Annotated in this window: 15 protein-coding genes; 8 read left to right on the top strand and 7 right to left on the bottom strand. The window is 65.3% G+C overall.

Translation table 11 applies throughout. The features are described 5' to 3' along the window. Nucleotides 1-26 precede the first annotated feature (26 nt). From ACIBK2_RS11175 to ACIBK2_RS11150, 6 genes are all read left to right on the top strand, one after another. Nucleotides 27-386 (top strand): PDGLE domain-containing protein, encoded by a 360-nt coding sequence (locus tag ACIBK2_RS11175; protein ID WP_396967184.1) that lies wholly within the window; start codon nt 27-29, stop codon nt 384-386. Continuing rightward, on the top strand, nt 387-1148 hold the full coding sequence (gene cbiQ / locus ACIBK2_RS11170; RefSeq protein WP_396966052.1) for a cobalt ECF transporter T component CbiQ: 762 nt from the start codon (nt 387-389) through the stop codon (nt 1146-1148). Further along, nucleotides 1145-1864 carry an energy-coupling factor ABC transporter ATP-binding protein gene (locus ACIBK2_RS11165; protein WP_396966050.1) on the top strand — a complete coding sequence of 240 codons (720 nt, stop codon included), beginning with the start codon at nt 1145-1147 and terminating at the stop codon, nt 1862-1864. Before cbiQ ends, ACIBK2_RS11165 begins: the two co-directional genes overlap by 4 nt. Nucleotides 1865-2199: 335 nt before the next feature. Beyond that, nucleotides 2200-2973 (top strand): helix-turn-helix domain-containing protein, encoded by a 774-nt coding sequence (locus tag ACIBK2_RS11160; protein ID WP_396966048.1) that lies wholly within the window; start codon nt 2200-2202, stop codon nt 2971-2973. Between the two features lie 448 nt (nt 2974-3421). Next, entirely contained in the window at nt 3422-4873 is a 1452-nt protein-coding gene (locus tag ACIBK2_RS11155) for an MFS transporter (protein ID WP_396966046.1), read from the top strand. 168 nt (nt 4874-5041) lie between these two features. Continuing rightward, the gene (locus ACIBK2_RS11150; RefSeq protein WP_396966044.1) at nt 5042-6283 is read left to right on the top strand and encodes an ATP-grasp domain-containing protein; all 1242 of its coding nucleotides are present in this window, start codon (nt 5042-5044) and stop codon (nt 6281-6283) included. On the opposite strand, the gene ACIBK2_RS11145 is transcribed toward ACIBK2_RS11150, so the two are convergent. The 3 genes from ACIBK2_RS11145 to ACIBK2_RS11135 are packed head-to-tail and all read right to left on the bottom strand — an operon-like array spanning nt 6276 to nt 9074. Further along, the gene (locus tag ACIBK2_RS11145; RefSeq protein ID WP_396966042.1) at nt 6276-7529 is read right to left on the bottom strand and encodes a pyridoxal phosphate-dependent aminotransferase; all 1254 of its coding nucleotides are present in this window, start codon (nt 7527-7529) and stop codon (nt 6276-6278) included. The genes ACIBK2_RS11150 and ACIBK2_RS11145 overlap by 8 nt on opposite strands. Nucleotides 7530-7551: 22 nt before the next feature. Then, nucleotides 7552-8865, bottom strand: coding sequence for a KamA family radical SAM protein (locus ACIBK2_RS11140; RefSeq protein WP_396966040.1), 1314 nt, complete (start codon nt 8863-8865; stop codon nt 7552-7554). Beyond that, entirely contained in the window at nt 8862-9074 is a 213-nt protein-coding gene (locus ACIBK2_RS11135; protein ID WP_396966038.1) for a hypothetical protein, read from the bottom strand. The genes ACIBK2_RS11140 and ACIBK2_RS11135 overlap by 4 nt, the downstream gene beginning before the upstream one ends. 365 nt (nt 9075-9439) lie before the next feature. On the opposite strand from ACIBK2_RS11135, the gene ACIBK2_RS11130 reads away from it, so the two are divergent. Continuing rightward, the gene (locus tag ACIBK2_RS11130; protein WP_396966036.1) at nt 9440-10120 is read left to right on the top strand and encodes a response regulator transcription factor; all 681 of its coding nucleotides are present in this window, start codon (nt 9440-9442) and stop codon (nt 10118-10120) included. A 380-nt stretch (nt 10121-10500) separates the two neighbouring features. On the opposite strand, the gene ACIBK2_RS11125 is transcribed toward ACIBK2_RS11130, so the two are convergent. Beyond that, the gene (locus ACIBK2_RS11125) at nt 10501-11646 is read right to left on the bottom strand and encodes an acyl-CoA dehydrogenase family protein (protein ID WP_396966034.1); all 1146 of its coding nucleotides are present in this window, start codon (nt 11644-11646) and stop codon (nt 10501-10503) included. A 255-nt stretch (nt 11647-11901) separates the two neighbouring features. Here ACIBK2_RS11125 and ACIBK2_RS11120 point away from each other — a divergent pair, with 255 nt between their 5' ends. Continuing rightward, nucleotides 11902-13902, top strand: a complete 2001-nt coding sequence (locus ACIBK2_RS11120) for an ArnT family glycosyltransferase (protein WP_396966032.1) — start codon at nt 11902-11904, stop codon at nt 13900-13902. Nucleotides 13903-14181: 279 nt separating this feature from the next. On the opposite strand, the gene ACIBK2_RS11115 is transcribed toward ACIBK2_RS11120, so the two are convergent. The 3 genes from ACIBK2_RS11115 to dapF all read right to left on the bottom strand — a co-directional run bounded on the left by ACIBK2_RS11115 (nt 14182) and on the right by dapF (nt 18578). Further along, nucleotides 14182-15087, bottom strand: a complete 906-nt coding sequence (locus ACIBK2_RS11115) for a lysophospholipid acyltransferase family protein (RefSeq protein ID WP_396966030.1) — start codon at nt 15085-15087, stop codon at nt 14182-14184. Nucleotides 15088-15902: 815 nt separating this feature from the next. Further along, on the bottom strand, nt 15903-17348 hold the full coding sequence (gene hflX / locus ACIBK2_RS11110) for a GTPase HflX (RefSeq protein ID WP_396967182.1): 1446 nt from the start codon (nt 17346-17348) through the stop codon (nt 15903-15905). A 324-nt stretch (nt 17349-17672) separates the two neighbouring features. Beyond that, complete coding sequence (gene dapF, locus ACIBK2_RS11105) at nt 17673-18578, bottom strand: diaminopimelate epimerase (RefSeq protein WP_396967180.1); 906 nt, start codon at nt 18576-18578, stop codon at nt 17673-17675. Between the last annotated feature and the right edge of the window lie 24 nt (nt 18579-18602).

Raw genomic sequence — 18602 nt, 5'->3', positions numbered from 1 at the left:
CGACACCGCTGCGGCCTCGGCTGTCGATGACCGGATTCCTGTTCGCGTTCGCCGCGGTGGCGGTGCTCGTCGCGGGACTGCTGTCGTACGTGGCGAGTTCGCAGCCGGACGGGCTCGACGCCACCACTCAGCGTGGTTGCACCGTGGTCCAGGTCGACGGTGCCGAACAGCTACAGGGCGACTGCATCGCCAAGAATGCCAAGGAGCATCACCTCGCGAAGTCGCCGTTCGCGGGATACACGATCGATGGCGACAACAAACTCACCGGCGTGGCAGGCATTCTCGGGGTGGCGGCCGCGTTCGCGGTGCTGTTCGCCCTGGTGAATTTGATTCGGACCGGACGGAAGAACCACGCCCACAGTGCTACCGAGTCGGAGTCGACGTAAGTGACCGTCACCAGCCATCGCCTGTATCTGCCGGGAAGTTCACCGGCGTATCGGGTTCCGGCCGAGGTGAAGATCATTTGCGCGGTGTTGACGGTGTTCGCCGTCGTGGCGACGCTGCGAGAATTGTTCTGGCCCTTCGGTTGTTATGCGCTCGGCTTGATCGTGTTCTGGGAGTGGGCGGGCATTCCGTTGCGCTGGATCGCGCCTCGGCTGCTGATCGAACTGCCCTTCGTTGTGCTGGCGGTGTTGCTGCCGTTCGCGGCGGGTGAGCCTAGGACGACGTTTCTCGGGATGTCACTTTCTACTACCGGACTGTATGCCGCGTGGGGGATCGTCGCGAAAGGGACTATCGGCGTGGGAGTTTCGTTGACGTTGGCCGCTACGACGAACGTGCGCGAATTGCCGGGCGGCCTGACCAGGCTGCGCGTTCCGGGCATGATCGTCACCATTGTCGTGCTGATGCTCCGTTACGTCGACGTGCTGCTCGAGGAGGCGGCGCGGATGCGCCTGGCGCGGATCTCCCGCGGCGACGACCCGCGAACCCTGCGTCAAGCAGGCGCGACGGCACGTGGTGCGGGCACCTTGTTCCTACGTTCCTACGAACGCGGCGAGCGAGTGCATCTGGCCATGCTGTCGCGCGGTTTCGACGGCGCCGTACCGGATTTCGGCACCCAGCCCGCGACACGAACGCAATGGCTACTCGGCTGTCTGCCCGCCGTCGTCGCGATCTGCGTCTGCCTGACCGCGTGGGCGCTCCGATGACCGATCTGGCAACGCCCGCAGTACGTTTGGTCGACCTGACCTTCGCCTACCCCGACGGAACCGGCGCCCTGCACGGCGTCGATCTCGACATCGCCCCCGGCGAACGGGTCGCCGTCCTCGGCCCCAACGGTGCCGGCAAATCCACCCTCATGCTGCACCTGAACGGCGTCCTCATCGCAGCCTCGGGCGAGGTACACATCGGCGGAACCCTGTTGAACCGCAACACTGTTCGCGCCATCCGCCAACGCGTCGGCCTGGTCTTCCAAGACCCCGACGATCAACTCTTCATGCCCACCGTCGAACAGGACGTCGCCTTCGGCCCCGCCAATTTCGGCATCCGCGGCACCCAACTCACCGAAAACGTCCGCAACGCCCTAGCCGCCGTCGGCATGTCCGACCGAGCCGACCGCTCCCCCACCCAACTCTCCGTAGGCGAACGCCGCCGCGCCGCCCTGGCCACCGTCCTCGCCTGCCAACCAGAAGTCCTCGTCCTGGACGAACCAGCCGCCAACCTAGACCCCGTGGCCCGCCGCGAACTAGCCGACGTCCTGACCGCCCTCCCCACCACCATCCTCATGGTCACCCACGACCTCCCCTACGCCCAACGCATCTGCGACCGAGTAGTAATCCTCGACGCAGGCCGCATAGTCGCCGACGGCCCCACCAACGAAATCCTCGACGACACAGCCCTTCTCGCCAAACACAGGCTGAGCTGACCGGCACCCTTCTACCAGCGAGCAGGCTTCAGCCCCCGCGACTCCCGCACCTACCGCCTACTCCTCGAGACCAGTCGCGGTTGAACCAAAGGCGGCGCCTGGCGGTCGCGAAATCAGCGCAGGGCGCTGACAAACACGCTCCGACCCGAACCGGGCAACGGTGCGCAGAACTGTGTGGAGCGTTCGGGTTACTCAGGACGGAGTCTGCCCAGCGGGTCCAGGTCTGATCGAACCAAAACAACGCGGATTCCGTATATAGCGATGTCAGGATGCTCGGGGCGCCTGGAACCAGACAGTCGGCAGTACCGTCCCGTGCGTGCGAGGAGGAATCAGGCATGCTCGAATCCGACGAGGGCAATCTCGTCCGGCTCACCGAGACCTCCGAATCCGCCGAATCCGCCGAATCCGGCCGGAGTGTCCTGCAAGACGCGTTCTCGCTACTCGAGACCCTCGGCCGTGCACCGGAAGGACTGCGCGTAATGGAGTTGGTCGAGGCGACCGGACTGCCGAAGACGACGGTCCGCCGGCACATCGCGCAACTGGTCACCATGAACGCGGTGCGACGTGTGGGCAGCCGCCATCTAGTTGGGTCCAGGCTCGCCACTCTGGGTCGACAGTGGCGGCCCGACGCGCAACTGCGTCAAGCCGTGGACGCGCCGCTGCACCGGCTAGCGGACATGTCCCACACAATGGCCTATGTTCACGTGCTCGAAGCGGGCAAGCTGCCGATGGTCGCCGGAGCAATACCGCACAACCGGGCGCCTTGGCTACAGCTCGGTGATTTCGGGGAAGTCGCAGGACGCACCGCCGTGGGGCGAGTCTTGTTCGCCAGCCAGCCCGAGCCAGCGTTCCGGCTGCGGGAATGCTGGTCCGACAAGGATATTCGGCAGCTACGCGCCCGGCTCGGCGAACCTCGGGCAGTGGTGATCGATCAAGAGGACGCCGCCGTGGGCATCTCCTGCGCCGCGGCACCAATCCGGCGGCCGAACGGTGAATGCGTCGCCGCGGTTACCGCGGTAGTCTTCGCGCGCACGCTGTGCCCGGCGATCGCCGGCCTGGTCGTCCACGCCGCCGCCGAAATCGGCCGGGCGCTACCGTATTCCGAGTAGGACGACGAAGGCCAAGCTTGCGCCTCACCAGGGAGCCGACGGACGATGGCGGCCGAATCCATGCCGTCATCCGTTCGATGCATTCGAGCTCTCCGGTGCCCATGAAATCTTCCTCGCGTTGCGTGAAACCTTCTGCTGTCAAGACAGTTCCGCGGCCAGTCCCTGAAAGACATTGACAAGGTACTGAATTCCTGCCATCGCGATCCCACGGCCGGGTAAGCGAGTCCAATTCACAAGGTGCGTACTTTATTTCGGCACCGGAGGGGCCGCCCAGCGGCTCTACTCTGTACAGCAAAGCCCGGATCCGCAAATCAGGGCCATTGAGCGGCCCGGTCGGTTGCAGTCGCGGTCCGGACGGGATTACCTGGATCCAGGACACCCGATCGGAAATCCGGCGCCGGGCGAGATCCTCGGGAATGAATTGGAATCCGCGAAAGGCGACGGCATCTTGGAAACTGTTGGCGCATCACCGAATACCGGGACGTTGCCGGACCGGAGGAGGTTCACCTACCGTCAGATACTGGCACTGGTCGCGCTATCCGCCGCGTTGTTCATCGGAGGTATGGACACCACGCTCCTGAATGTGGCTCTTCCCGAACTGATCAGCGTGCTCAATGCGAACACAGCCGAGACCGTCTGGACCGTGAACAGCTATACGTTGACCATCGCGGCAACTATTGTCACGCTGGCCACGATCAGCACCTGGGTCGGCCGTAAACGTACTTTCATCATCGGCCTGACCGGTTTCGCGATCGCATCATTTGCCGCAGCCTTCGCGCGATCACCCGTCGAGGTCATCGTGCTGCGCTGCGCTCAAGGCATCTTCGCGGCGGCCCTGATGGCTACTTCGATACCGCTGTTGAGCGCGATCTTCACTGAGCCCATCGGGCGGCGGTTAGCGGTGTCGATATGGACCGCGAGCGCGAGCCTCGGCGCAGCGTTGGGACCGGTGATCGGCGGTATCTTGCTCCAGCATTTCTGGTGGGGCGCGAATTTCCTGGTGAATGTGCCAGTCGCGGTGGGCGCCGCGGCGATCGGTTGGGTTTACCTCGACGAAGCGGCAGGCAGCCCGCGCCCGGTGGACCTCATCAATTTGGCGTGCAGCGTCGTCGGCATCGGCGGTTTGTCCTATGCGTTGCAGTCACTCAGCGATGCGCATCTGCGTAATTCGCTCAGCGTGGTGGCGATTCCGGTCAGTGTGATCGCCATCGGCGCCTTCGTGTATCGGCAACTCCGATCGCGGACTCCGACATTGCAACTCCACCTTTTTCGGAATGCCGGATTTGCTGCGGCGACGATTGCGGTCATGGCCTCGTGGGGATTTTATGGTGCGGCGATATTCTCGATGACGCAGTATCATCAATTGGCGGCTGGAAAGACACCGCTGGCAGCCGGGCTGCTCATCGTTCCGCTGGCGCTCTCGTGTACCTTTGGGGCGATAGCGACGCCGCGGTTGCTGAACAGATTCGCGCCGTCGGCGGCCTTGGCAATGGCGCTTGCCGCCGACTGCGCTGGATTCCTGACAATGTCCGCACTGAACTTGTCGCTGGGATATTACGCGATCATTGTGGTCGGCATATCGACCGGTGTCGCGGCCGCGTCGGGCACCACGCTCATGGTCGAGTCCGCCCGCATCGCTGATCAGCCCGATGTCGGCGCCATACAGGAGACCGCATTCGCCTTGGGCTCCGGATCAGGCGTGGCACTGATCGGTCTGAGTATCGCACTTGTCTCCGATCGTGTCGGTGGCGCGGACGTCACCGCAGCTGTCACCAGGGAGGTCGCGACACGGTTCTCATACCTGCTGCCCGCTAGCACTTTGCTTGTTATCGCACTTTTGGTGTGGATGACTGCGCGCCGATATCAGCCGATAACAGATCAAGAAAGGACCAGTCCATGACAATCAGCACAGCCTTGGCTTGACCGCGCCAGAAGAACGGTATTTCCGTGCCGAATGCACCTCAGGCACGGACACCCAGTACCCAGCGCACGCATCAAACGACCCGGATACACCTCCGACGAAATCCGGATACTTCATCTTCGTCTCATAACCGCAGGAGACCTCCCCATGACCGACACAAACGTCCCGGTGGTCGCCGTGGTCGACCCCGTGGCATCCGCAGGACCGTACGGCGCGCAGGCCGCACGGATCGGCGTCGACACGATCGCCGTTCTGTCCCAAGAATTCTCAACCCCCTATGTCCTGGCCAGCTACCGCACCGACGACTACCGCGCTGTCCTTCGACTGGCTGACTTCGACAACCTCGACAAGCTGGCGGGCGCGCTCGAGGCATACCACGTCCGGGCCGTGATCCCGGGAGCCCAAACCGGAGTCGGACCAAGTGATCTACTCGCCGCCCGAATGAGACTGCTCGGCAACAATGTCGATCTGGTGGAAGCACGCACGAATAAGGATAAGATGAAGGCCGCGTGGCGCCGAAGCGGCCTCGCGTGCGCGGATTGGCATACGGTGCGCTCGGTCACCGAGGCTGTCGAGCTCGCGGATCGGTTGAGCTATCCGGTCGTGGCCAAGCCACCTGCTTCCGCAGGATCCTCCCATGTCACGCGATGCGACGACAAAGAATCGGTCCTTCGTGCAGTCCATCGAATTTTGACAGCACCCGACATGTACGGCAACACCACATCCTATGCGTTGATCGAGAGTTTTATCGACGGCCCGGAATACTCTGCTAATATCGCATATTCACCGCATATCGAATCGCCGCAGATCGTCTGCGCAGCAAGCTTTGAGAAGGTCCGGTTAGGCGACAATCTCAGCGTCTACCGGAACTTTCGATCGGTATCACCGGACCTGCCTGCGATCAGGAACTCGATCTCTTACCTCCAAGCGGTGAATGCCGCGTTGGGTGTCAGGATCGGCATCAACGACACGGAGTTCAAATACTCCGCCGGCGGGCCGGTTGCCATAGAGGTGAATAACCGACTACCTGGCGCACTGATACCCGAGATGATCGAGGCGTGCACCGGAACCAGCCCGTTCAGCGAGAATGTCCGACTGTATCTGGGCGCCGATTCGGTCGCAACATTCCAGTTCGAGAAGAACTTCCTGGTCTGCTGTCTCATCAATATCGAGCCCGGATCGGTCGTCGAGATCGACGGCCTCGATCTCGTGCGGAAATTACCCTCGTACGACCGTTCACGGATCCTCGCGCGCCGCGGCGCGTACGTTCCGGCGACCACCGGCCTTGCCAGCGCATGGGGCCTGGTCTGCCTGGTGCACGAAGACCTCGATCAACTCGAAGAAGACGCCGAAATCGTTCACGAAAAACTTACCCTGAGACTCAAATGACATCTTCGGCCGCTACGGATCGCTGATCGGTGAGCTGGGCCAGACCGTGCGCAACGTGCGCGAGGTTCGCCCGGATCTGCGGCAATGCCACCGGATCGGCGGCGGCGAGCGCCGCCGCCTGCTGCTGCTCATCGCCGTAGAGCAGGCTCGTGGCGGCTTTGAACCGCAACGCACCCGGGTCGTCCCCGAGCAGATGACCGGCTAGGACCACGACACCGGATTCTTCCAGCAGCGCCTCGGCCAGCGATGCCGCATCGGTGACGCCCCGGGCGGCCAATTGCGGGCGCAGCGGCTCCAAGTCCGGATAGACGTAGAAGCCACCCGTCGGCGGGCGGCACCGTGCTCCGGCCGCGACGGCGATCCGGTGCACCGCGCGGGCGACGTGCCCGTGCAGGCGGGCCGCATCGGCCATGCGCTGGGTTACCTCCGGCGGCTCGGCGTAGGCATAGGCGGCGACCTGCTGCATCGGAGCGGCCAGCGCGGACCAGATCTCGCTGGCCGCGGCGAGCACCGGATTGCGCAGCTTATCGCCGATATCGCCGTCCGGAAAGCGCGCCGCGCCGATGCGCCAGCCGCCCAGCCCCAGCGACTTCGACAGACCGGTGACGACGATGGTGCGCTCCGGAGCCAGCTCGGCCGGACTCGAGAACGGCGTCGCGGCGGGGTCGTGGACGATATCGCGGTAGATCTCGTCGGAAACGATCAGCAGATCTTCCGCGCGGGCCAGCGCGCACAGCTGCCGGATCAACTCGGGCGGCGCCAGGGTTCCTGTCGGATTGTCCGGCAGGGTGAGGATCAGCAGCCGCGGTGTGGCGCCTTCGCGTCGGGCCCGGATCAGCTTGTCCTGCAAGGCCTCTGGATCGGGTACCCCACCGCACGCTGCGGGAATCGGCACGCCGAAGCCCTGCTTACCCGCGTAGTTCACCTGCGGTCGATAGGTGTTCCACGCCGGCCGCGGCAGCACCACGTCGCCTGGAATGGCCAGCTGGATCGCCATGAGCAGAGCTTTGCTCCCCGGAGCCACCACAATCTGGTCCGCATCGGTCGGCAGACCACGGCGGGTGAAATAGCCCGCCACCGCGGCGCGCACCTGCAACGATCCGGCCACCGGACCGTAGGACGTGCGGGTCGCACCGATCGCGAGCTGTTCGGCCAGCTCGGGCAGCAACGGCAAGCGCGCCTCGCCGAAGGCCAGATGGACCAGCGATTCCCCCGCGGCCCTACGTTGCGCAACGAGCTGGTTCAACGCTAGATTCGGTGACAGGTCGCTATGCACTGCGGATCGCCTCCATCAGATCCGGCGGGGTGTCCGCAGCCAGTTCCAGTTCATTTAGCCAGCCAGCCTCGTCCGAGAAGCGGGCCCGGAAAGGACGGCCGACCAGTGCGGGACTGCGTGCCTGCAGCATGCGCAGCCGGAAATAGCTGCCGTCGGCGGTCGTCTCGACACCGTCGACCACCACTTTGCCTGGCGTCGCCGACATCACCGGACCCCGGACGGTCCGGGCCAGGCCGGGTAGCGAGCGGTATGCCTCGGCGAATATCGCTACGGCCCGTGCCAACGGCACCTTGAAATAGTCGTGCGGCCCCGTATCCCGTTCGACGAAAAGGTAATACGGCACCGCCCCTTGCGCCAGTTCCGCGCGCCACAGCTGCGTCCAGGTCGCGGCGTCGTCATTGACACGCGCGATCAGCGGCGCCTGGCAGTAGATCACCGCACCGGTGCCGCGGATGCGCCGCAGCGCCGCTCGGGTCCGGTCGGAATCCAGTTCGCGTGGGTGGCTGAAGTGCGCCATCACCGCCAGCTGCCTGCCGCCGTCGACCACCTGCTCGAACAACCGCAAGGCTTCGTCGGCGTCCGGATCGGTGACGAACCGCTGCGGCCAATAGGCCGGTGACTTGGTACCGATCCGGATCGTGCGCACGGTCGGCACGCGCAGCAGCGGCTCGAGGTGCGCCCGCAGCCGTTCGGTGGACATGATCATCGGATCGCCGCCGGTGATCAGGACGTCGCTGACCTCGGGGTGCTCGCCCAGGTAGTCGACCAGCTGCGCCGGATCGGGTGCGGCGAAACGCAGTTCAGGATCCCCGACGAACTGCGCCCAACGAAAGCAGTAGGTGCAGTAGGCGTGACAGGTCTGCCCTTGACCGGGGAAATACAGCACCGATTCCCGGTACTTGTGCTGAATGCCCTGCATCTCGCGCCCGCCCCGGCTGGGGACATTGAGGTCCATCTGCCCGGACGGATGCGGGTTAAGCCGGTAACGGATATCTCGTACGGTTACCTTGAGCTGCAAGGCATTTCGCGAATCCGCCGAGAGTTCGGCCAGTCGCCGCTCGTCGACCGCCGTGAGCATCCCGTGCTGCGGGAAGGTCAGCTGAAAGATCGGGTCATCGGGCACCCGGTCCCAATCGATGAGCTCGGTGAGCACGTATTCGTTCACCCGGAAGGGCAGGACCAGCGAGACGCGGCGGATCGTCTCCCGCATATCGTCGGAGAGGCCGAAACGTGAAGCGATGGCGTCGATGTGGCGGGGCCCGTAGGCCCGGAACCTTTCGGTGGGCGGCTCGAGCTGGATGGTCACCGCAGCTGCCCCGCCGAATTCTTCTGGTAGAGCCGATTTCCCAGACTTCGAGCAGCGCCGCGGTCGGCCGCGGACAGCGGAAGTCCTTGTCTTGCATTCAGTTTCACTGCAAGAATGGACGAATCCTCGTCATTCTCGCCCGCCGCCATCGCCGCAGTGAGCTTCATATCCACGGTGGGCGGTTCGCCACTTTTGGTCAGAGCCGACATCCAGTCCTCCACGTTATATCTGATTGCCCCCGCCGAAACTCCATCGTCGCCGGTCCGTGGACAGGTGTCGCTTCCCCGATTCTGGGGACGCAGGCCCTGGCTCTCCGATCATGTTGCGGTGGCCGAACTTTCGAGGCGTCCGAGTCCAGCCGGGTTGCGGGGTTCGGACGAGCTCGGCATAGCGGCAGAAGCCGCCGACATTGCCGGAACGTGCCTACCCCCGGCGCGGATCCAGCACACGCTTGTCCCGATTTTCGGGGACATGGGAGACGAGAGAACCGATTGATGCTCTGAACCCGCGCCCAATCTGAAACGTATATAGATCCATATGGTGCTTACTTAGCTGAGATCCATTGGAGCTTAACTTGATTCGGACGGACCTACTCATCAGGTCACCTCTGTTCCTGCTAGGCCTGCGCCAAACCTTGACTGCGGCCGGGATCGAAGTCACTTCCGTCCGGACATCGCTCACCGAGGACCCGTGCTGGTCCGCCGACGCCGCACTGGTCGACGCAGCGGCTATCCCGCACCCAACGGACCTGACGCTCATCACCGAGGTTGCGAAGTCCATTGCGGTACTAGTGCTCAACAATGAGGCCGCAGCGGACGACGCTATCTACCTCCGAGCCGGAGCGACGGGCGTGGTCAGCAAGTCCGAACCAGGCGAGCGCATCGTCCGCGCGGTGCTGATCGCTACCGCTGGAACACGTGTCGGCGCACAACAGCCTGCTCCGGAGTGCACCGAGACCACCGGCCGCTACCTGCACCTATCCGGACGGGAAGAACAGGTTCTGCGACATATCGCACACGGCCTCACCCACGGGCAAGTCGCGACCCGACTAGGGATCAGTCAGCACACCGTCGATACGTACGTGAAGCGCATCCGCTCGAAGCTCCACCTTGGGAACAAAGCCGAACTCACGCGCGCCGCCATGCTCGGCCAACTCGCCGCGCAGGCCGACGACGTTCGCCTGTCGCGCAAGAGGGGACCCCCTTCCATGAGCGCCATCGAGAACAGCGGCAACCACAAGCCGCTGATCGACTGAACGGTTACCCGCGGCAAAGCGGCGACCGTACGGACAACCGCTCATCGCCCATCGTGCCCTGCCATTTTCTCCGTTCCACTCTCGAGCCCGTGTCATGGGGGGCGAATCGCCTACAGATATCACGAGGTCCGCAATCCCTTGCGTTGCAACGACTTTTGGCTCTCACCGTGCCGTGTGCACCCGTGTTGCTGACGAGGGGCCCCGTCCAAGTCCCCCGTCACGGGTATCACTGTTGTGGATTCAGGGGTTTGCCGGTATCCCGATGCGGCGCAACTCGTTCAGGATGGCTCGGGCCCACAGTGATCACAACGCTTCCTGGCACATGGCACGACCTGCGCCATTTCTATGTGTCCGCGTTGATCCTCGGAAACCGCCTCGTATCAGGACAGTTTCAAGCTACGCCCGATGATTTCCTTCATGATTTCGGTGGTGCCGCCGTAGATGGTTTGGACGCGGGCGTCCATGTAGGCCTTGGCGATCGGGTATTCCTTCATGTAGCCGTAGCCGCCGTGCAGTTGGAGGCAGCGGTCGATGAGGTCGACCTGTTCCTCGGTGCTCCACCATTTGGCCATGGCGGCGTCTTCGACGGAGAGCTTGCCGCGGTTCAGGTCTTCGATGAAGCGGTCGACCAGGACGCGGACGGCGGTGGTCTTGGTGGCGAGTTCGGCGAGCACGAAGCGGGTGTTCTGGAAGGTGCCGATCGGCTTGCCGAACGCCTTGCGGTCGCGGACGTACTGGATGGTCATGTCCAGGCACGCCTCCATCGCGGCGGCGGCCATCACGGCGATGGACAGGCGCTCCTGCGGCAGGTTCTGCATCAGGTGGATGAAGCCGGCGCCCTCCTGGCCGAGCAGGTTGGCGGCGGGCACCCGGACGTCGGTGAAGCTCAGCTCGGCGGTGTCCTGCGCCTTGAGGCCGAGCTTGTCCAGGTTGCGGCCGCGTTCGAAGCCGGCCATGCCGCGCTCGACGACGAGCAGGCTGAAGCCCATCGCGCCCTTCTCAGGGTCGGTCTGCGCGACCACGATGACGATGTCGGCGTTGATGCCGTTGGTGATGAAGGTCTTGGCGCCGTTGAGCACCCAGTCGTCACCGTCGCGGACCGCACGGGTCTTGATGCCCTGCAGGTCGGAGCCGGTGCCGGGCTCGGTCATCGCGATCGCGGTGATGATCTCGCCGGTACAGAAGCCGGGCAGCCAGCGCTGCTTCTGCTCCTCGTTGGCCAGCTCCGACAGATACGGTGCGATCACGTCGTTGTGCAGGGCGAAACCGAGGCCGGAGTACTGGCCGCGGACCGATTCCTCGGCCACGATCGCGTTGTAGCGGAAGTCCTTGACCCCGCCGCCGCCGTGCTCCTCCGGCATGGCCATGCCCAGGAAGCCCTGCTTGCCCGCCTCGAGCCAGACCGCGCGGTCGACAATCCCCTGCTCTTCCCACTTCGCGTGGTTCGGCGCGACGTGCTGATCGAGAAACTTGCGGAACGACTCCCGGAACAGATCATGTTCGGGTTCGAACAGTGTGCGCTCCACACCAACCTCCTAGTGACCCACCGGCCGGTCGACACCGACCCGTCATTGCCTCATACGGTACCCGGAACGAGAATCTCAGTTCACTTCTGGGGCGGAATCGTTGGCTAACCAGGCGCGGGGTCCGGCCTCGCGGAAGAAGATCGAGATTCTCGACAAACCGCGGCCGAGCACGCCGTGTCCTCGACCACAGAATTCCGACTCCGTGTTAACCCGCCGTCCAACTTTTGGTGAACATCAGCATGCGACCGTGGGACGATGGCGGCGACCCTCATCGCGACGGCTCCGACCGGTTCCGTTGCCCCAACCTCCAGTCCGACAGCCCTGCCACCGGCCCGTCCGGTGGAACGCCTCGGCGTAACTGTGCTGCTGCTCGGGACAGCGATCGCGTATCTGTGGCACATCACCGTCAACGGCATGGGCAACAACTTCTATGCGGGCGCGGCATGGGCGGGATCGCGAGACTGGAAGGCGCTGCTGTTCGGGTCGCTCGATCCGAGCAACTTCATCACCGTCGACAAGCCGCCGGTGTCGCAGTGGGTGATGGGGCTGTCCGGGCAGTTGTTCGGGTTCAGCAGTGCGAGCATGCTGATTCCGCAGGCGTTGATGGCGGTGGGCGCGGTCTGGTTGACCTATGGGGCGGTCGCGCGCGCGACTCGAAACCGGGGCGCCGGGCTGTTGGCCGGGGTGGTGTTGGCGGCTACTCCGGTGGTGGCGTTGATGTTTCGGTTCAACAACCCGGACGCGGTGTTGGTGCTGCTGATGACCGCGGGTGGCTACTGCACGATCAGGGCGTTGGAGCGGGCGAATGGGCGGTGGCTGATGATGGCCGGTGTCGCACTCGGGTTCGCGTTCTTGGCCAAGTTGCTCGAAGGGTTGATGGTGTTGCCCGCGCTGGGCGTCACGTATCTCATCGTCGCGCCCACTACACTGCGGAATCGGTTGTGGCACTTGGTCGGTGCTACGGCGGCGTTGATTGTTTCGGCTGGCTGGTACGTGTTGCTGACCGTCCTGTGGCCTGAGTCATCGCGACCGTATCTCGCCGGTTCGACGGACAACAGCTTGATGGATTCCGTGCTCGGCTACAACGGATTCGGCCGCTTCCTCGGTCACACTCCGGCGACCGGGAAGATCGACCTGCCGTCCGGTTATCAGACGCCGCCCGGACTTCTGCAGAGCTTCAACGATTTCGGCTCGCCCGGGATCGGCCGACTGTTTGTCGGTGAGAGTGGGTTCGAGATCTCGTGGCTGGTACCGGCTGCGCTGTTGGCGTTCGTGGTGGTGCTGGTGTCCCGGTGGCGTGCGCCGCGAACCAATCAAATACGTGGTGCGGCATTGGTTTTCGGGCTGTGGCTGATCACGATGGGTGGCGCCTTCAGTGCGATGAAGGCCATCGATCACTCCTACTACACGCTGACCCTCGCGCCCGCCGCGGCCGGGATGGTCGCGGTTGGCGTGCATGAACTGTGGCTGCGGCGCGACGAGCTGCTGGGCAAGCTCGGAGCCGCCGCGCTGATACTGACCATGGGTCTGTGGGCTTTTGTTGTGCTGCAACGTAATTCGGACTGGCTGCCGTGGATGCGGTGGACCGTCGCCGGGGTGACGGTGGTGGCGGCGCTCGGGCTGCTGGTGACCGCGATTCCGGCGACGGCCGGGTGGCGGGTCGCGCGGACCAGGACTACCGCGATCCTGGTGGTCGTCGGGGTGCTCGCCGGGCTCGGCGGGTCGACCGCGTACGCGGCGGCCACGCTGCCGCAGGCCCATGTCGGCCGCAGTCCGCAGGTCGGGCCGGCCAAGCCCGTCGAGACCGGGATCGCGGCGCTGATCCACCGCCAGACGCAGAACTTCGCCGACGGCGGCGCGTTCACCAATCCGCAGCTCGTCACGATGCTGATGAGCAGCACGACCCGGTGGTCTGCCGCGGTAGATCGAGGTTCGATCGCCGCCGCACTCGAATTAGCCAGCCGCACTCCGGTGATCGCCATCGGCGGATTCGCGGTCGAAGACCCGGTACCGACGTTAGAGGAGTTCCAGAAGATCGTGGCCGACCATGAGTTGACGTACTACCTGGTGCAGGAGATGCAGCTGCCCGCGTCGTGGAAAGTCGGCGGGCAGCCGGGCGCCACCACGCCATCCGCACCCGAAAAGCCGTGGCAGGTAACCGGGAAGCCGGAGATCGCGGAGTGGGTGAGCCATCACTACACCGCGACGCACATCGGCAACATCGCGGTCTACGACCTCACGCCGCACCCGAATTAACCCGAACCCCCGCACCACTCCTGATCTCCCGCACCGAAATTCGCATGCGATTCTCGGTGCGGGAAATCAGGAAACGTGCGGCGGCATCAGCGCGGTCACCAGGTCGAGCAACTGAGCCTGGCACGGACCCGCCAACCGCACCACTCTTGATTAGGCGCACCGAGAGTCGCATGCGATTGTCGGTGCGACAGATCAGGAATGGTGCGGCGGCACCACTGCGGTGGGCGGTGAGGTCGGCCCGGGCGCGCAAACCGCCAGTCGCCGAGCGGCACGCAAAGGTCAGCGCTGGATCCAGTCGCGCACGCGGCCGAATAGGGTGCGACCGGAGTCATGTTCGCGTTCCGTGAAGAGGAATTTCAGTTCTTCCTCCAGGGCCTTGCGGACGACATCGCGCAATTCCCTTGCGGCCGTGGTGATGTCGTCGGCGTCGCGCCAGGGAGCCGGATCGATGGGGGTGCCCGCGGAGAAGTAGAAGCGTTCGGGGCGCGGGAGGACGGTCGGGCCGAGGCCGCGCAGGAGCGGGGGTGTCAGCTCGGGGTTCATGCCGAGGGCTTCGACGGTCCAGCGCAGGGGGCGGAGCAGTGGGTGGTCGCCATCGATGACGATGTCGTAGGCGTCGTCGACGCCGATCATCGCGATCGGCACGATCGGTGCGCCCGCTTCGATCGCCATCCGGGCGAAGCCGGTGCGGCCTTCCCATTTGAGGACGTACTTCTCGTTCTTGCGGCGCACCGCCTCTCGGCCACCGCCGGGGAACACGATGACGGCCTCGCCGCGCTTCAGCAGGGCGAGGCAGTTGCCACGGGTGCCGCGGACCGCGCCGTAGCGATGCAGGAAGTGCCGCACGCCGGGGACCGCGATCAGCACGTTTTCGGCGAGGCCACGGATCAGGCGGCCGCGGCGGCGCAGCACCTCGGGCAGCAGCAGCGGGGCGTCGATGCCGCCCATCAGGTTGTGGTTGCCGACGAGCAGGACGGGACCGTCGGTGGGGATGTTGTCGAGTCCGTAGAACCGCGGACTGGTCCACGCGCGCAACGGCGACAGCAGCGCCTCGATTACCCGAAGATCGCTGTCGGTGAGCGAAACGGCCAGCGGGGCACCGTCGCTGAGCGCCGGTTTGTCGAGCAACAGCGCACCGGACGCCTTATCTGCGGAATCGGCCGAACCCACACGGTCGTGCGACATACATCCCTCCTGATGTCGCCTCGAACGATACCGTAACGAAATCCACTGTGCCGCATCGAATGTGAGCGCCAACACAGTCTGATCGGTCTGCTATGAGCTCACCGCCCACTCCCCGCACCGCCAAAACCCCCGCCTGCCTGCCGCGCACCACATCTCGTCCCGCGCACAAATTTGCTGGCAATTTCATGCGCATCAGCACAACATGTGCGCGCGACCATGGCCCATGTGCGCCATCACAAACATGTGCGAGCCAACCACCGAACCTTCACAGTGCCGGCTCACATCGAGGTCGACGGCACCGGATCAGGACCACCCGCGCAGCCGACATGATGGCGCAGTCGCCGCGCACCGTTTCGCGTGCCGCGCCTCAATTTGCTGGCAACTTCTGCGCGCTGATACAACTTGCGAGCGCGAGGGTGGCACTGCGAGCGCTCGCGCCGTCGCTGACAGCACCGGACTGTCGGCCCTGGGATTGCAGCCAAAGTCGCCGCGCACCTCTTCTCGCGCTGCGCCTCAATTCGCTGGCAGTTTCATGCGCGCCGACACAACTTATGCGCGAAGGTAGCGCCACGAGCGCCCGCCTGCGAGGGGCACAGCGCCAACCGGGGCCTCCCTGTTGGCAGGCGTCGGCGCCGTGCACGATCCCTCGCGCAGCGTATGAAAATGCCAGCAGTTTCATACGCGTCGGCACAAACCGTGCGCGGGAGGGTGGATAGCCCCGACGGAAGCGACAGGCGGTCCGCCGAGCGGGAGATGATGGCGGCACAGTGCGAGTGAGCGCGCCGTCATGTCCCGTTCGGTGTCACGGGAGGTGGCTAGGCCTCGGCGTGGCCGTTGGTTTCCGCGCCGCCCGCGTGGGCGTATTCCGAGAGGGCCGCGGCGAGGGAGTGGGGCACGCGGGCGTGGACTCGGGTGCCGCCTTCCTCGTGGGTGGAGTCGATGATGCGGCCGTCGGCGTGGATGCGGGCGAGCAGGTCGCCGCGGCTGTACGGGAGCAGGATGCTGATTTCGGCGTCGAGGCCGCCGAGTACCTCGGCGAGGCGGTCGCGCAGGGCGTCGATGCCGAGGTCGGCGCGGACGGAGACGTATGCCGCGTCGGGGAGCTGGCCGCGCAGGCGGGTGAGCGCCATCGGGTCCAACGCGTCGATCTTGTTGACCACCAGCAGTTCCGGCGGGGCCGAGGTGCCCTGCTCCTTGATCACGTCGGTGATCACCTCGCGGACCGCCTTGATCTGTTCGGCGGGCAGCGCGTCGGAACCGTCGACCACGTGCAGCAGCAGGTCGGCGCCGGTCACTTCCTCCAGCGTCGAGCGGAACGCCTCGACCAGCTGGGTCGGCAGGTGCCGGACGAAACCGACGGTGTCGGTGAATACAACCTCACGGCCGTCATCGAGATCGGCGCGGCGAGTGGTCGGATCGAGGGTGGCGAACAGCGCGTCCTGCACCAGCAATCCGGCGCCGGTGAGCGCGTTCATCAGGCTGGACTTGCCCGCGTTGGTGTAGCCGACGATCGCCACCGACGGGATGCCGCTGGAACTGCGGCGGGCCCGCATGGTGTCTCGCGCGGTCTTCATCTCGCGAATCTCGCGGCGCAGCTTGGCCATTCGCTCGCGGATGCGGCGACGATCGGTTTCGATCTTTGTCTCACCGGGACCACGCAGACCGACGCCGCCGTTGCTGCCCGCGCGACCACCGGCCTGCCGGGACATGGACTCACCCCAGCCGCGCAGTCGCGGCAGCATGTATTCCATTTGCGCGAGCGCGACCTGCGCCTTGCCCTCGCGGGAGGTGGCGTGCTGGGCGAAGATGTCGAGGATCAGCGCGGTCCGGTCGATCACCTTGACCTTGACGACCTTTTCCAGCGCGGTCAGCTGCGCCGGCGTGAGCTCACCGTCGCAGATCACGGTGTCGGCGCCGGTTTCCAGCACCACGGCCCGCAGCTCTTCGGCCTTGCCGGAGCCGATGTAGGTGGCCGGGTCCGGCTTGTCGCGGCGCTGGATCAGTCCTTCGAGCACCTCGGACCCCGCGGTCTCGGCGAGCGCGGCCAGTTCGGTCATGCTCGCGTCGGCCTGCGCCGCGCTGCCCGTGGTCCACACGCCGACCAGCACGACCCGTTCCAGGCGCAGCTGCCGGTACTCGACCTCGGTGATGTCGGTGAGTTCGGTGGACAGCCCGGCGACGCGACGCAGCGAGCTGCGTTCGTCGAGCTGCATCTCGCCGACCGTGGGGTTTGCCGACGTCCAGCCGCCGGAGCGCTTCATTCGCGCGGCGTGCTCGGCGACGACATCGCCGGTCGCGGCGTCGTCGGACAGCGCGCCGTCGGCGGCAGCGTCGAGCTGGATGTCGTCATCGGCCGTCTCGGTGAAGTCGTCGGCCGGAGTGAATTCATAAACTTTAGATTTCGTCATACAAGATCCATGATCCCACGATGCACCGACATGGCGCATTCGGATATTGAGCACAGCGTGTTGGGGGTTGTCGGGTCAAGTTCGTCCGGAGACAGCGCGCGACCTGCTGGACGTGTCAGAGCTGCCGTCACCGACCCTCATCGAGGGCCCACAACCGACGCAACGCGCGAGGTACGCCTACAGCGAACCGAGGTGCTGCCACCAACCCTCGGCGATGGATCCAGACGCGACGAGTACCGAGGGCCCGCGCAGCCAAGCGGTGCCGTTGGACAGGCCGACGGTGACTTCCCCGCCGGGGATGCGGACGCGGACCTCGCCGGTGTCGGTCGCGAGGTCGAAACCTTCGCGGGCCAGGGCTGCGGCGGCCGCGGCTACGGTTCCTGTTCCGCAGGAACGGGTTTCGCCGACGCCGCGTTCGTAGACGCGCATGTCGACGGAGTGGTCGGCGTCGAGGGCGGTGACGATTTCCACGTTGACGCCGTGCGGGAAGAGGTCGGGGTCGTAGCCGGGAGGCACGGTGAGGTCGAGTTTGGCCAGGCCTTCTGCGGAGAGGTCGGGGTCGACGCAGGCCAGGTGCGGGTTGCCGACGTCGATGCCGATGCCGGGGTGGGCCCAGCCCGCGATGGTGGCGGTGGATTCGCCGAGTTCGCGCACGGTGCCCATGTCGACCGTGACCATGTCGACGGTGACGTCGCCGTCGACCTCGGTGGCGGAGTGCACGACGACCGGACGTCCGCCCGCACGACTACCGACGACGAATTCGTGCTCGGTCTCCAGTCCGGAGGCCACCAGGTAGTGGGAAAACACCCGCACTCCGTTGCCGCACATCTCGGCGATCGAGCCGTCGGCGTTGCGGTAGTCCATGAACCAGTCGGTCTCGTCCACACCCTCGGGCAGTTCGGCGAGCACGCCCGCGGCACGCAACGCACCGGCCCGCGCCACCCGCAGCACACCGTCGGCACCGAGGCCGCGTTGGCGGTCGCAGAGCGCGCTGATCCGCTCGGCGGTCAGCTCCAGCCGAACCTCGAGGTCCGGCAGCACCACGAAGTCGTTCTGGGTGCCGTGCCCCTTGGTGAACTCGATATCCGACACGTGCGTGTTCTCCCT

This window comes from Nocardia sp. NPDC050175 (assembly GCF_044459885.1).
GTDB lineage: Bacteria > Actinomycetota > Actinomycetes > Mycobacteriales > Mycobacteriaceae > Nocardia.
Note: the sequence above shows the minus strand (reverse complement) of the source record. Positions and strands in the feature narration are given on the sequence as shown.